13 protein-coding genes are annotated in these 13845 nt (G+C 62.7%); 3 read left to right on the top strand and 10 right to left on the bottom strand.

Features of this window, described 5'->3' with window-relative positions; all coding sequences use genetic code 11:
- Nucleotides 1-61 precede the first annotated feature (61 nt).
- The 3 genes from edd to zwf all read right to left on the bottom strand — a co-directional run bounded on the left by edd (nt 62) and on the right by zwf (nt 4126).
- Entirely contained in the window at nt 62-1885 is a 1824-nt protein-coding gene (gene edd / locus EOA13_RS28810; protein WP_127296895.1) for a phosphogluconate dehydratase, read from the bottom strand.
- Nucleotides 1886-1958: 73 nt separating this feature from the next.
- On the bottom strand, nt 1959-2675 hold the full coding sequence (gene pgl / locus EOA13_RS28805; RefSeq protein ID WP_127296894.1) for a 6-phosphogluconolactonase: 717 nt from the start codon (nt 2673-2675) through the stop codon (nt 1959-1961).
- Nucleotides 2657-4126, bottom strand: a complete 1470-nt coding sequence (gene zwf / locus EOA13_RS28800) for a glucose-6-phosphate dehydrogenase (RefSeq protein ID WP_127296893.1) — start codon at nt 4124-4126, stop codon at nt 2657-2659. Before zwf ends, pgl begins: the two co-directional genes overlap by 19 nt.
- Before the next feature lie 314 nt (nt 4127-4440).
- Here zwf and EOA13_RS28795 point away from each other — a divergent pair, with 314 nt between their 5' ends.
- Nucleotides 4441-5187 carry an SDR family oxidoreductase gene (locus EOA13_RS28795; protein WP_127296892.1) on the top strand — a complete coding sequence of 249 codons (747 nt, stop codon included), beginning with the start codon at nt 4441-4443 and terminating at the stop codon, nt 5185-5187.
- Between the two features lie 91 nt (nt 5188-5278).
- Here EOA13_RS28795 and EOA13_RS28790 read toward each other — a convergent pair whose 3' ends face one another.
- The 4 genes from EOA13_RS28790 to EOA13_RS28775 form a co-directional block, all read right to left on the bottom strand.
- Nucleotides 5279-6115, bottom strand: a complete 837-nt coding sequence (locus EOA13_RS28790; RefSeq protein WP_127296891.1) for an SH3 domain-containing protein — start codon at nt 6113-6115, stop codon at nt 5279-5281.
- A gap of 262 nt (nt 6116-6377) precedes the next feature.
- Complete coding sequence (locus tag EOA13_RS28785; protein ID WP_127296890.1) at nt 6378-7664, bottom strand: FAD-binding oxidoreductase; 1287 nt, start codon at nt 7662-7664, stop codon at nt 6378-6380.
- A 59-nt stretch (nt 7665-7723) separates the two neighbouring features.
- A complete protein-coding gene (locus EOA13_RS28780; protein WP_127296889.1) occupies nt 7724-8092 on the bottom strand; it encodes a four helix bundle protein in 369 nt (122 codons plus the stop codon).
- 55 nt (nt 8093-8147) lie between these two features.
- On the bottom strand, nt 8148-9584 hold the full coding sequence (locus EOA13_RS28775; protein WP_164780394.1) for a glutamine synthetase family protein: 1437 nt from the start codon (nt 9582-9584) through the stop codon (nt 8148-8150).
- A gap of 163 nt (nt 9585-9747) precedes the next feature.
- Here EOA13_RS28775 and EOA13_RS28770 point away from each other — a divergent pair, with 163 nt between their 5' ends.
- Nucleotides 9748-10521: an HAD family hydrolase gene (locus EOA13_RS28770; protein WP_245490518.1), complete on the top strand. Its 774-nt coding sequence runs from the start codon at nt 9748-9750 to the stop codon at nt 10519-10521.
- Here EOA13_RS28770 and EOA13_RS28765 read toward each other — a convergent pair.
- From EOA13_RS28765 to aceA, 3 genes are all read right to left on the bottom strand, one after another.
- On the bottom strand, nt 10518-10970 hold the full coding sequence (locus tag EOA13_RS28765; protein ID WP_023809181.1) for a response regulator: 453 nt from the start codon (nt 10968-10970) through the stop codon (nt 10518-10520). The two genes, EOA13_RS28770 and EOA13_RS28765, sit on opposite strands and share 4 nt — an antisense overlap.
- A gap of 230 nt (nt 10971-11200) precedes the next feature.
- Nucleotides 11201-11443 carry a hypothetical protein gene (locus tag EOA13_RS28760; protein ID WP_006202762.1) on the bottom strand — a complete coding sequence of 81 codons (243 nt, stop codon included), beginning with the start codon at nt 11441-11443 and terminating at the stop codon, nt 11201-11203.
- 59 nt (nt 11444-11502) lie between these two features.
- A complete protein-coding gene (gene aceA, locus EOA13_RS28755) occupies nt 11503-12792 on the bottom strand; it encodes an isocitrate lyase (protein ID WP_023809180.1) in 1290 nt (429 codons plus the stop codon).
- A gap of 227 nt (nt 12793-13019) precedes the next feature.
- Here aceA and EOA13_RS39005 point away from each other — a divergent pair.
- Nucleotides 13020-13845: helix-turn-helix transcriptional regulator (locus EOA13_RS39005; RefSeq protein WP_245490517.1), on the top strand; the 826-nt coding region annotated here is incomplete at its 3' end.

Below are 13845 nucleotides of genomic sequence, written 5' to 3'. Positions count from 1 at the left end.
TGCACAACCGCAAGAGAGCGGCCATGTGCCGCCCTTTTTCATGAACTACGCAGAATTGCCGTCATGTCGTGCCGAAGGCGCTGGCGCCATGATCGGCGCGGCCGACCAGTTGCCGAAAGCCGGCAAACAGCTCGCGGCCGAAACCGAACTCGTTGCCGGTGAGATCGGCATCCGCCGTCCGGCGCAGCGCGAAGTCGCCGGCCGGCACCAGCACTTCGAGTGTGCCGGCGTCGGCGTCGAGCCGGATGATGTCGCCTTCGTGGATCCTGGCGATAGGGCCTTCCTCGACCGCTTCCGGCGTGACGTGGATCGCCGCCGGCACCTTGCCGGAGGCGCCCGACATGCGCCCGTCGGTGACAAGCGCCACGCGCTGGCCGCGATCCTGCAAGATGCCGAGCACCGTGGTCAGCTTGTGCAGCTCCGGCATGCCATTGGCTTTCGGCCCCTGGAAGCGGATGACGGCAATGAAATCGCCAGTCAGCGTGCCTGCCTTGAACGCATCGTTCAGCCCTTGCTGGCTGTCGAAGACCCTGGCCGGTGCCTCGATGATACGCCGCTCCGGCTTCACCGCGGAAGTCTTGATGACGGCGTGGCCGAGATTGCCTGACAGCACTTTCAGGCCGCCGGTCGCCTGGAATGCCTTGTTGAACGGCGCCAGCACCTTTTCGTCGCCGCTTGCCTTCGGCGAAGCCTCGCGCACCACGCTGCCATCGGCACCAAGCTTTGCTTCGACCGCGTAAGGCCGCAGGCCTTCGCCCCACACCGTCTGCACATCCTCATGCAGGATGCCTTCGTCGAGCAGTTCGCGGATCAGGAAGCCGAGCCCGCCGGCGGCGTGGAAATGGTTCACGTCGGCGAGGCCGTTCGGATAGACCCGCGCCAGCAGTGGCACCGCCTCCGACAGGTCGGAAATATCCTGCCAGGTAATAGTGATGCCGGCCGCCGCCGCCATGGCGATCAGATGGATGGTGTGATTGGTCGAGCCGCCGGTGGCGTGCAGGCCGACGACGCCGTTGACGATCGAGCGCTCGTCGATCATCCGGCCGACAGGCGTATAGGCGTTGCCGAGCGCGGTGATCGCCAGCGCCCGCTTCGTCGCCTCGCGGGTCAACGCCTCGCGTAGCGGCGTGCCGGGGTTGACGAAGGAAGCGCCCGGCGTGTGCAGGCCCATGATCTCCATCAGCATCTGGTTGGAATTCGCCGTGCCGTAGAAGGTGCAGGTCCCCGGCCCATGATAGGATTTGGACTCGGCCTCCAGCAGTTCGGCGCGTCCGGCCTTGCCCTCGGCGTAGAGCTGGCGGACCTTGGCCTTTTCGTCATTGGGCAGGCCGGTCGTCATCGGTCCGGCCGGAATGAACACCGCCGGCAGATGGCCGAAGGTCAGTGCTGCGATCACCAGGCCCGGCACGATCTTGTCGCAGACGCCGAGATAGACGGCAGCGTCGAACATGTTGTGCGACAGGCCGATCGCGGCGGCCATGGCGATGACATCGCGCGAAAACAGCGACAACTCCATGCCGGGCTGGCCCTGGGTGACGCCGTCGCACATGGCCGGCACGCCGCCGGCCACCTGGGCAATGCCGCCGGCTTCGCGGGCTGCATCCTTGATCAGCGCGGGGAAGGTCTCGAACGGCTGATGCGCCGACAGCATGTCGTTGTAGGAGGTGATGATGCCGAGGTTCGGCACCTTGTCGGCGCCCAGCGCGAGCTTTTCCGAGGGGCTGCACACCGCAAAGCCGTGGGCGAGATTGCCGCACGACAGCACAGCCCGGTTGGCGGTGCGGTTCGATGCCTCGGCGATGCGGCCGAGATAACGCTCGCGGCCTGGTTTTGAGCGCTGGCGGATGCGTTCGGTGATGGCTTCGATGTCGCGTCTGGCGGTCATGGCGGTCGGTCCTTTCAGGCGAGGTCCCGGAAACATCCTCCCGCCGTTTGCCGGGACCAGAGTAAATCGAGATTCAGGGGGCCCAGAAAACCTCTACGGGCTTATGTGCTGCGTCGAGCACGGCACGGATTGGCTTTCGCGGCCCGGGCGCAACCGCGCCGTCGAAGGCGGTACGCTTGTCCTCACCCTCTATGTGCAGCGCGATGAAGCCGGCTTCGACGATGCGCGCCAGCGACAGGGTCAGCCGCGGCTCGCCCGCACTTGCCGCATGAACCGGCAGCACGATCCTGTCGCAAGACGGGTCGAGCAACGTTGCCAGATCGTCGGCATCGGGAAAGAACGAGGCGGTGTGGCCGTCCGGCCCCATGCCGAGAACGACGACATCGAGCGGCCATGGCAAGGACCGGAGCGCTGCATCATCGGACGAGGCCGCATCCTCGATGCTGGTGGCTTCGTGATAGAGCGGCACGAAACGAGCCGCCTTGGCCGCGTTCTGCAACAGATTGGCGGCCACCAGCCCGGCATTGGAGCGTGGCGAAGAGGCCGGCACGAAACGCTCGTCGACCAGCGTCACGATCACCTTGTCCCAGGCGATAGGTATCGCTGAAAGGGCGGCGAAGAATTTTGCCGGCGTGGTGCCGCCGGAGACGGCGAGCAGCCCCGTGCCGCGCTCGGCGATCGCCTTGGTCAGTCTGCCTGCAGCATGACCGGCAAGGGCTGCCGCCAGTTCCTGGCGCCCGGCGAAGCCGTTCCAGCTATAGGCGGCGCTGTTCAATTGCTCTCGTGCCATGTCCGCCCGTCACGCTCGATCAGTGCTATCGAGGCCGATGGCCCCCAGGTGCCCGCCGTGTAGCCCTGCGCCTCCTGCCTGGCACTTTCCCAGGCATTCTGGATCGGGTCGATCCATTTCCACGCCGCCTCGACTTCGTCACGGCGCATGAACAGGGTCTGGTTGCCACGGATGACGTCCATGATCAGCCGCTCATAGGCATCCGGCGCGCGGCCGTCGAAGGACTGCGCAAAACTCATGTCGAGCGAGATCTGGCGCAACCGCATGCCGCCCGGACCCGGATCCTTGATCATGATGAACTGCTTGACGCCTTCGTCGGGCTGCAGCCGGATGACCAGCTGGTTGGCGAAGATCGGACCAGCGCTGTCGCCGAAGATCGAATGCGGGATCGGCTTGAATTCGATGACGATTTCCGAAACCCGGGTTGCCAGCCGCTTGCCGGTCCTGAGGTAGAACGGAACGCCCGCCCAGCGCCAGGTGCCGATCTCGGCCTTGATGGCGACGAAGGTCTCGGTATTGCTGTCGTGGGAAAGCTCCTCGACATAGCCCTTTACAGCTCCGCCGGCCGAGGCGCCTGCGCGGTACTGGCCGCGCACGGTGTGCTTCGGCGCCTCGTTGCCATTGATGCGCTTCAGCGCCCGCAGCACCTTCAGCTTCTCGTCGCGCACGGCGTCGGCATCCATCGACGACGGCGCTTCCATTGCGACGAGACACAGCAGCTGCAGCATATGGTTCTGCACCATGTCGCGCAGCGCGCCGGCCTTGTCGTAATAGGTGACGCGGTCCTCCAGACCGACGGTCTCGGCCACGGTGATCTGGACATGGTCGATATGGGCCGAATTCCACAACGGTTCGTAGAGCGCGTTGGCGAAGCGCAGCGCCATCAGGTTCTGCACCGTCTCCTTGCCGAGATAATGGTCGATGCGGAAGATCTGGCTTTCGTGGAAGTCGTCGCCGACCAGATCGTTGAGCTTGCGTGCTGAATCGAGATCGCGGCCGATCGGCTTTTCCAGCACGATGCGCGAGTTCGGCGTGATCAGATTGTGCTCTTTCAGCTTGTGCGAGATGTCGCCGAACAGCGCCGGCGCCACCGCCAGGTAGAAGGCTCGGATGCGGTCGCTGTCTCCGATCGCCTTCTTAAGCTTGTCGAAGCCGGCGCCGCTCGTCGCATCGGCGGAGACGTAGGACAGCCGCGCCAGAAAAGTCTTCAGTTCCTTGGCGTCGATGTCGGCCGGCTTGACGTGCTCGGAGATCGCCTGTTTGGCGAAGGCTTGGAATTCCTCATCGCTCATTTTCGAGCGCGACGTGCCGATGATGCGTGTCGGCTCCGAAAACTGATGGTCGCGCTGGCGATAATAGAGCGACGGCAGAAGCTTGCGTTCCGACAGATCGCCGGTGCCGCCGAAAATGATGAAGTCGAAAGGCTCGACGGGGATGATCTGGCTGGTCATGGTCTGTCCGCTTTGACGCCGGTCGCTGTGACGCGGCTGATATAATCTAATCGATTTAAATTTTCCAGTGCCATGGTGTCACATCTGGGTGTATGCGCCTGCCCCTTGACAGTCCGATGACCCGGAGGCTTGTCGAAGGCGCGGCTCCGGAAGCCTTCGCAGTTGCAGCATAGAGCGGGATCGACGCGAAAGCCAAAGGAGAAATCGGCGATGGACCCACATCTTTCGGCCAATCCAGTCAGAAGCCGTGGCTTTGCGCGGATGAGCGCCAATGACGTGCCCGTTGATCGTCACCAATAATGAGCGGAAAAAACATGCGTCTGGAAAACAAGGTTGCGATCATCACCGGCGCTGCGTCGGGCTTTGGCGAGGGCATTGCCAGGCGCTTTGCGCGGGAGGGCGCCAGGGTCGTTGTCGCCGATCTCAACGCCAGGGGTGCGGAGCGCGTCGCCGGCGAAATCGGTGAAGCTGCGATCTGGACCCAGACGGATGTCTCGCTGCGCTCCGAATTCGACGAGATGATCTATGCCGCGAAAAGCGCCTTCGGCCGCATCGACATCATGGTCAACAATGCCGGTTACACCCATCGCAACGGCGACATGCTCAATGTCGACGAGGACACCTTCGACCTGATAACCGCCGTCAACATGAAGGCGATCTATCACGCGGCACTTGCCGTGGTGCCGATCATGGAGCGGCAGGGCGGCGGCGTCATCCTGACCACGGCCTCCACCGCGGGTCTGCGGCCGCGCCCCGGCCTCACCTGGTACAATGCGTCGAAAGGCTGGGCGATCACCGCCACCAAATCGATGGCGGTGGAACTGGCGCCGAAGAACATCCGCGTCAACTGCCTCTGCCCGGTTGCCGGCGAGACCGGCATGCTGGCGAAATTCATGGGCGCCGACACGCCCGAGATCCGCGAGAAGTTCCGCGCATCGATCCCACTCGGCCGGCTTTCGACGCCGCTCGACATCGCCAACGCCGCACTCTGGCTGGCCTCGGACGAGGCCGCCTTCATCACCGGCGTGGCGCTGGAGGTCGATGGCGGCCGCTGCATCTGAAAGCCTGATGTATGTCGCTCGAAAGCGGCCCCGGTTTGGGAGAACGACATGCATCAGAACAACAGGCCTGCCTCACGCAGAGCGGTGGGCGTCAGGCGCCGGTCTTGATGTAACTCTTGTAGATCCAGCCGGTCTTGCCGTTGTAGGTGATCTGGCACCATTTCTTGCAGCTCATCACCTGCACCGAGGTTTTGGCTGGCACCGTACCGATGGCGGCGGCATTTTTCTTCGGGCCGCTTCGCATGGTCACGGCCCTCAGGATGCGCCCTGTTCCGGCGGCGGCTTTCCTTGGCTTCCCCTTGGCTTGGCTGTCATCGCCTTCTGCCGCTGGCTCTTGAGCCGGCACTTGCGGTTGCACCTCGGGAATGGCGGCGGTTTGTGCGCCGTCGGGATGGTTGCCCGCGGCTGCGCTGGGCGCGGCTACCTTGGCAAGTTCGGTGGCGGCATCGGTAGCGGCTGCCGGCTGTGCGAATGCCGCAGCTTGCTTGTCCGCTGCCTGGCTGGGGGCAGTCGAATCGGAAGTGGCGGCGTCCTTCGGCTGCGAACCGGTCCAGCGCGGATCGTTGGCGGCGAGTGCGGGGATGTTGGCTTGTGCGGCCGCCACGGTTGTCGGAATAGCGTCGGACTTGCGCGCCTGCGGCACGGCTGCCGCGGCGACCGCGGCCCCAACCGGGGTTATTTTCGTCGTCTTCACCGGAACCGTTGGAATGGTCTGTTCGGGGCTCGCTGCCGCTTGTCTGTCGCTGGCCGGCAATGCCAGCCACAGCGCCACGGCGGCGACGCCAAGCAGCGCGGCAGTGCCGATCGCGGCGATCACCAGATGCGAGTTCGAACGGACTTCCTGCCAGAAGGAGGGCCGCATGTCGTATCCGAACTGCATGGCAAAGCGCCGACGTTCCGGCGTACCGAAACTGAAGGGCTCTCTCACTCTTGCCACCTCCATAAGCGGGCCGACGTTCTATCGGTCGGTGCCGGAAGTCCGGCGTCTGATCCGCATAGGTCAAAAAAACAACGCGGGCAGTCCCGCAACAATCCCCGAACAATCGCCCAGAACCGGCAGCTTTCGCCTGCGATTGTGGCATCAGTACGCCATTATAGGGGATTCTGCGCCTTTGCGGGAAATTGCGCAATGCGTCGCACGGGCAACAAATGTTACAATGAATATTACAATATTACATCAGGTCGGTCGGCTAGATCCTGTCCCGCAACGCAAACCAGTTGAGCGCCAGGAACAGCAGCGGCGTGCGGAAGCGCCGACCGCCGGGGAACGGCGGGATTTTCAGATCCTCGATCAGCTTCAGCCGGTCGCGGTTGCCGGCAACGGTTTCGGCATAGAGTTTACCGAAGTAGTTCGACAGCATGACGCCGTGGCCGGAATAGCCGCCGGCCGAGATCACATTGGGCATCACTTCGCGCACGAAAGGCTTTCTCGGCACCGTGATGCCGACATAGCCGCCCCAACCATGCGTGATCTCGACATCCCCGAGCGCCGGATAGAGTTCCGCGATCTGGCGGCGGATGTGAATGTGGATATCCTTCGGATCGTTGACGCCATAGACCTCGCGTCCGCCAAACAGCAGCCGTCCGTCCTTCGATCTGCGGAAATAGCGCACGACGAAGCGGGAATCGTCGACCGCCTCGCCGCCCGGCAAAACGTTCGAATCCGCTCCCAAAGGCACGGTCGCACCGATGAAGGAACCGATCGGCATGATGTGCGCCGCACTAACCGGCTCGAGCGCGCCGCCATAGGCGTTGACCGCTATCAGGCATTTCTGCGCCGTCACCGTCCCCCTCGGTGTCGAAACCTTGACCTTGCCGCCGCTGGACATGATGTCGGTCGACGGCGTCCCCTCGAACAGCTGCGCGCCTGCAAGCGCTGCCACCCGCGCCGTGCCGATCACCAGCTTCATCGGATGGATGTGGCCGGTGCCGGTGTCGCGCGTGCCGCCGAAATAGGCGGTCGAGCCCAACCGCTCCGCCGTCTCCCTGGCATCCATGAACGAGATATGCGGGTAGGAAAAACGGCTCGCCATGATCTCGGCATGCGCCTTGTAGTCGTCGACATAGCGCGGCTTGTGCGCCACCGAGAGCTGGCCCGGCATATAGTCGATATCGATCTGGTTGGCGGCAGTGAATTCGAGGAGATGCGCCTTGGCCTCTTCGGCAAGATCAAACAGCGCCTTGGCGCGGGCCAAGCCATACTCGGCTTCCAGGTCCTCGGCCCAGGCGCGCTGGCCGGTGCCGAGCTGCCCGCCATTGCGACCGGAGGCGCCATCGCCGAAGCGGTAAGCGTCGATCAGCACGACATTGGTGCCTGCCTTGGCCAGGTGCGCCGCCGCCGACAGACCGGTAAAGCCGCCGCCGACGATGACGACATCGCATGCCCGGTCGCCATCCAGCGCCGGGTATTCAGGTCTCGGACCGGCTGTGTCCTCATACCAGGACCGGCCGGGGGAGATCGGGGATTGGTAGGGCATGAGAAGTCCTAGGGCAGTAGGGCAGTAGGGCAGTAGGGCAGTAGGGCAGTAGGTGGGGACTATTCAGGTGACAATTTACGGATCAGAAGGCGCAAGAGCGTTCCGACGCTCTCACTGCGGATCATCAACGGTTCGACGGCCGCATGCGAAGCGATTCCGACGCGTTGCGCGATCAGCAGATGGGTCTCCAGTTCCTTGAGAGATCCCTGGGCGATCCTGAGAAATTGCTGATAGGAAGCTCGGCTTTCTCGCCCGTAACCTTCGGCAATGTTGGCGGGAACGGAGGTGGCTGCACGGCGCACCTGAGTCGTCAGTCCGTAGAGCTCATCCCTTGGCCAAGCTCTGGTTGTTTCGTAGATCGATACCGCAAGATCCATAGCTTGCTGCCAGACAATTAAATCCCTGTACGATTCAATCTTGGCCGCCATCCTTGCCCTACTGCCCTACTGCCCTACTGCCCTACTGCCCTACTCCCTTATTCCCCTAGACGTTGAGCAACAGATACTCCCGCTCCCACGGGCTGATCACTTCCATGAAGGTCTCGAACTCCGCCCGTTTGATCGCCGCATAGGTGGCGGCGAAGGACTTGCCCAGATGCGCGCAGAGTTCCTCGTCGCCCTCGAACAGGTCGACGGCTTCGAGCAGGCCGCGCGGCAGGTCGATCTCGTCGGCATTGGCGGTGGTCAGCACGGGAGGCTCGGCCTTGATCTTGTTGGTGATGCCGATCAGCCCACAGGCAAGCGATGCCGCAAGCGCTAGATAGGGGTTGGCATCGGAGGACGGGATGCGGTTTTCGACGCGCCGAGCCGCCGGATCCGAACGTGGCACGCGAAATGCCGTGGTGCGGTTGTCATAGCCCCATTTGTTGTTGACCGGCGCCGACGCCGCCTGTGTCAGCCGGCGGTAGGAATTGACGTAGGGCGCGAACATCACCAGCGCGTTCGGCACATGCTTCTGCATGCCGCCGATAAAGTGGAAAAAATCGTCGGTTTCCGAGCCGTCAGCGGCCGAAAAGATGTTCTGTCCAGTCTTCTTGTCGATGATCGACTGATGGATATGCATGGCGGAGCCGGGTTGCCCCTGGATCGGCTTGGCCATGAAGGTGGCGTAGATCTCGTGCTTCAGCGCCGCCTCGCGAATGGTGCGCTTGAACATGAACACCTGGTCGGCCAGTTCGATCGGGTCGCCGTGGCGCAGATTGATCTCCAACTGGCCGGCGCCTTCCTCGTGTATCAGCGTATCGATCTCCAGGCCCTGGCTTTCGGAGAAATGGTAGATGTCGTCGATCAGTTCGTCGAATTCGTTGACGCCGGCGATCGAATAGCCGGCGCCGCCGCCGATCGCGCGTCCCGACCGGCCGACAGGCGGGGTCAGCGGATAGTCCGGATCGGGATTCTTGCGCACCAGGTAGAACTCGATCTCGGGCGCCACCACTGGCTTCAGGTCGAGCTTGTCATAGGCAGCCACCACACGCTTCAACACGTTGCGCGGCGTGAACTCGACTGAGCGTCCGTCCTGGTGGACGAGATCGCAGATGACCGCGGCCGTCGGGTCTTCTTCCCAGGGCACCACCGTCAGCGTCGACAGGTCCGGCATCAGTTTGAGGTCGCCGTCGTCTTCCGGGTAATGGAAGCCGTTACCATCCTCGGGGTAGCCGCCGGAAATCGTTGTCATGAAAACTGCCGACGGCAGCGCCAGCGAGGTGTTGGAGGTGAATTTCTTCGACGGCATCATCTTGCCACGCGCGACGCCGGCCTGATCAGGCGTGATGCACTCGATATCCTCGATGCCGCGCCACTCCAGCCAGGCGCTGACTTCCTTCCAGTTCTTGACGCCCCGTTGGTTTTTCACGAAGGCAGGCGTACGGACACGTCCTCCGCGGCTCGACGGACGGACTTCCTTTTTTGCAGGCGGCATCATTCACCAGATTGGGTTGCGGATTGTGGAGTATAGCCGTGCCCCCCTGTGGAAGGGAAGGGGAGCCGCGTCGGGCATTGGCCGGTGCGGTTGAAAATCACGCCAATCGGCCTAGTTTCGGCCGTCGCAATTCCAATCGAGGCCCAAATCTTAATCGAGAAATTGAATGCGGCCCAACGGCAAACTGACGACGATCGGATTCGATGCCGACGACACGCTGTGGCAGAACGAGCAGTTCTTCCGGCTGACGGAAAAGCGCTTTGCCGCCATGCTCGTCGACCATGGCGAAGCCGAGCATATCTCGGCACGATTGCTGGAGGCCGAAAGGCGCAACCTCGCCGTCTATGGCTTCGGCATCAAGGGATTTACCCTGTCGATGATCGAGACGGCGATCGAGGTCACGCAAGGCCGCGTACCGGCCTCGGTCATAGCAGAGATTCTCGATGCCGGCCGCGAAATGCTGAGTCATCCGATCGAGGCCTTGCCGCACGCCCGCGAGACGGTCGAAAAGCTTGCCGGCGCATTCCGGCTTGTGCTGATCACCAAGGGCGACCTCTTCGATCAGGAGCGCAAGCTGGCTGGCTCTGGCCTTGGCGATCTGTTCGACGCGGTCGAGATCGTCAGCGACAAGAATGCCGCCACCTATAGGAGGATCTTCAGCCGCCACGGCGATGGTGCCGCGAAAAGCATGATGGTCGGCAACTCGCTGAAGTCGGATGTGGTGCCGGCCATCGAGGCCGGCGGCTGGGGTGTCCATGTGCCGCACGAACTGACCTGGGTGCTGGAGCATGTCGAAGCGCCGGTAACCGAATCGAGGTTCCGCCAGATATCCGATCTCGGACAACTGCCCGGATTGATCGAAAGCATGATTGCCGGGCCTTACCTAATTTGCTCAATTCCGGACGGAAAACCGTTACACACTTTCCCGCAATTAGCTTAGCGGCCGATGAGGCGATCGATCACCGGTTGCAACCGTTCGGGCGTGATCGGCTTGGCGACCACCACGTCGATGATACCAGACAGGCCCAGACTTTCCGTCGCGCCATTCTTGGTTGACAGCAGGATTACCGGTGGCAGCGATTTGCCCGAGGCGCGGCGCAACGCGGCGATGCTGGACATCAGGTTCTCGCAGTCCTTGTTGTCGGCGCCGCCGTCAAGGACAACCACACCGGGAATGAGGGACCGCAAGATCCTTGCCGCCGTGTCGGGAGATTCCGAAATCGGCTTGAGCCCGGATCGCTCGACGATCTTTGAAATCACCACGCGATTGATTGGCGATTTCCCGACGACAAGCACCTGCGACGGATCACGGATCGCCTCGGCGCTCGAGTCACGGGTCGCCAGATTCGGATGTCTTGGAGTCTCGCCTTCGCGGTTCACCGGGCACACAAGTCGGCCAAGAAGCTCGCCCCTATTTCAATGCAGAGTTGAATCCGGAGCGCAATTGGCGTGAGATCGGAGCCTATGTCAAGTTGAAATAAAAGTACCCTAAATCATCGCCGGGAGCAGTGAATTTCAAGCAACGCTACTGTACTCAACTGTCCACACGTGAGCTTGATGAAAAGAAAATTCACCTGCGCAGAGGCTGCGCAGGTGAAGGGTCGGTTGCATGGATTCGGTCAGCCGTGGCTCTGCTGCGTGACGATGACCGGGATCAGCAGATCGCCCCAGTTGCCGTCGCCGCCGTGATGTCGTGCCGAGCGCACGAGCTCGACCGAGACGCCCGCCTCGACCGCCTTCATCACCGACTGGTTGAGGCGGTGCAGGTCGTTGGCCAGCATGCGGATCGTCGCCTGCTGGTCGACGCTCATCGTCGTCGACTGTTCCTCGGCGCGTTCCTTGACGCGGCTTATCGATGCCATTGGTCTTCTCCTTGTGTTCCAAGCCCTGTTGGGCGTTCCCTCTGTATTTCTGCGGTCCGCTATTCCGCGGCTGGTTTGAACTGCGCGTGCTCGGTCGATTCATGCATGGCGGTGGTCGACGACTTGCCGCCGGTGATCGCCATAGACACGGCGTCGAAATAGCCGGTGCCGACCTCGCGCTGGTGCTTGGTCGCGGTGTAGCCATTGGCCTCGGCCGCGAACTCCGCTTCCTGCAACTCGGAATAGGCCGCCATCTGCCGTGCCTTGTAGCCGCGCGCCAGCTCGAACATGCCATAGTTGAGCTGGTGGAAGCCGGCGAGCGTGATGAACTGGAACTTGTAGCCCATGGCGCCGAGCTCCTTCTGGAATCTGGCGATCGTCGCGTCGTCGAGGTTCTTCTTCCAGTTGAACGAGGGCGAGCAATTGTAGGCGAGCAGCTTGTCGGGATGATGCTTGCGCACGCCCTCAGCGAATCTCCTGGCCTGTGCCAGGTCGGGTTTCGAGGTCTCGCACCAGATCAGATCCGCGTAAGGCGCATAGGCGATGGCGCGGGCGATGCAGGGCTCGATGCCGTTCCTGACATGGTAGAAACCTTCCACCGTGCGCCCGGCGTCGTAGTCGACGAAAGGCTGGTCGCGTTCGTCGATGTCGGAGGTGAGCAGCTTGGCGGCTTCCGCATCGGTGCGCGCGACGACCAGGGTCGGCGTGCCCATCACGTCCGCCGCCAGGCGCGCGGCATTGAGGTTGCGGATGTGCGCCGCGGTCGGGATCAGCACCTTGCCGCCGAGATGGCCGCATTTCTTTTCCGACGCAAGCTGATCCTCATAGTGGACGCCGGCGGCGCCCGCCTCGATGAAGGCCTTCATGATTTCGAAGGCGTTGAGCGGTCCGCCGAAGCCGGCTTCCGCGTCGGCAACGATCGGCGCGAACCAGGTCTCGACCGAAAGCCCGTTGCCTTCGGAGGTCTCGATCTGGTCGGCGCGCTGCAGCGTGCGGTTTATGCGCTTGACCAGTTCGGGCGCCGCATTGGCCGGGTAGAGCGATTGGTCCGGATACATCGCACCAGCCGTGTTGGCGTCGGCGGCAACCTGCCAGCCCGACAGGTAGATCGCCTTCAGCCCGGCGCGCACCTGCTGCATCGCCTGATTGCCGGACATGGCGCCGAGCGCGTTGACGAAGTCCTCCTCGTGGATCAGCTTCCACAGCCGGTTGGCGCCCATTTCGGCGAGGCTCTGGCGGATCTGCACCGAACCGCGCAGGCGCTTCACATCCGCCGCGGAGTAGGGCCGTTCGATACCGTCGAAGCGACCTTCCGGGGCCGATGGGACGAGGTTGTAAAAATCAGTCATTGGTCACTCCGAGGGATTGCTGATCTGTGTCAAGGCGTCAAGAATTTGGGGTCGTTGGGTATGACTGGATTTACATTTCTGCGCGAAATCAGCCACATAAATCCACAAAGCCGGCAGAATATAAGAGAAAACCTGTGTTGTGTTTGACAGAGGTGCATTGTAAATTTGTCATTGTTGTAAAAGGCCAAAGCCCAGAAAATTCGTGTAAATGCTGTAAAGGACAGTCCGTGGCTGACCAGAAGATCTTCGCCGGGCCGCGCATCCGCCGCATCCGCAACGCCAAGGGCCTGACCCAGACGGCGATGGCCGAGGGTCTTGGCATTTCGCCATCCTATCTCAATCTGATCGAGCGCAACCAGCGGCCGCTGACGGTGCAGCTGATCCTCAGGCTGGCCTCCGTCTACAAGGTCGATCCACACGAGCTGCAGGGCGAGGCGAGGGGATCTGTCGCTGCCTTGAAGGAAGTGTTCACCGACCCTCTGCTGGTCGGCGAGTTGCCGGGTGATCAGGAACTGATCGAGCTTGCCGAGGCGGCGCCCAATGCGTCCGCGGCGGTGATAAAACTGTTCCGCGCCTATCGCGAGCAGGCCGAGCGCCTGTCCGATCTCAACGAGCTTTTGGCGCGCGAAGGTCGGGCGACGGCGCTTTCCGGCGCCCGCCTGCCGATCGACGAGGTGCACGAGATTTTCGAGCGCCGGCCGAACCATTTTGCTGCCCTCGAGGAGGAGGCCGCGGCGTTCACCTCGGTGCTCGATCCCGGCGACGATCTGTTCGGCGCGCTGAAGGCCTGGCTGAAGCGCGAATATGGCATCGTCGTCAAGGTGCTGCCGGTCGCCACCATGCCGAACTGGCGCCGCCGTTATGATCGTCATTCGCAGCGCCTGTTCCTGTCCGAACGCCTGTCGCCGTTCGACCAGTTGCGCGAAGTCGCGATGGAGGCCTGCCTGATCCGCATGACGGTCGCGGTCGCCGGCGAGATCCAGGCGCTCAAGCTCAGCACCGACGAGGCGCGCCGCCTGGCCCGCTTCGAACTTGGCCGTTATGCGGCGCATG

Origin of the sequence: Mesorhizobium sp. M7A.F.Ca.US.011.01.1.1, from assembly GCF_003998295.1 — a bacterium.
Lineage (GTDB): Bacteria > Pseudomonadota > Alphaproteobacteria > Rhizobiales > Rhizobiaceae > Mesorhizobium.
This window is presented reverse-complemented; position numbering and strand designations above follow the sequence as displayed.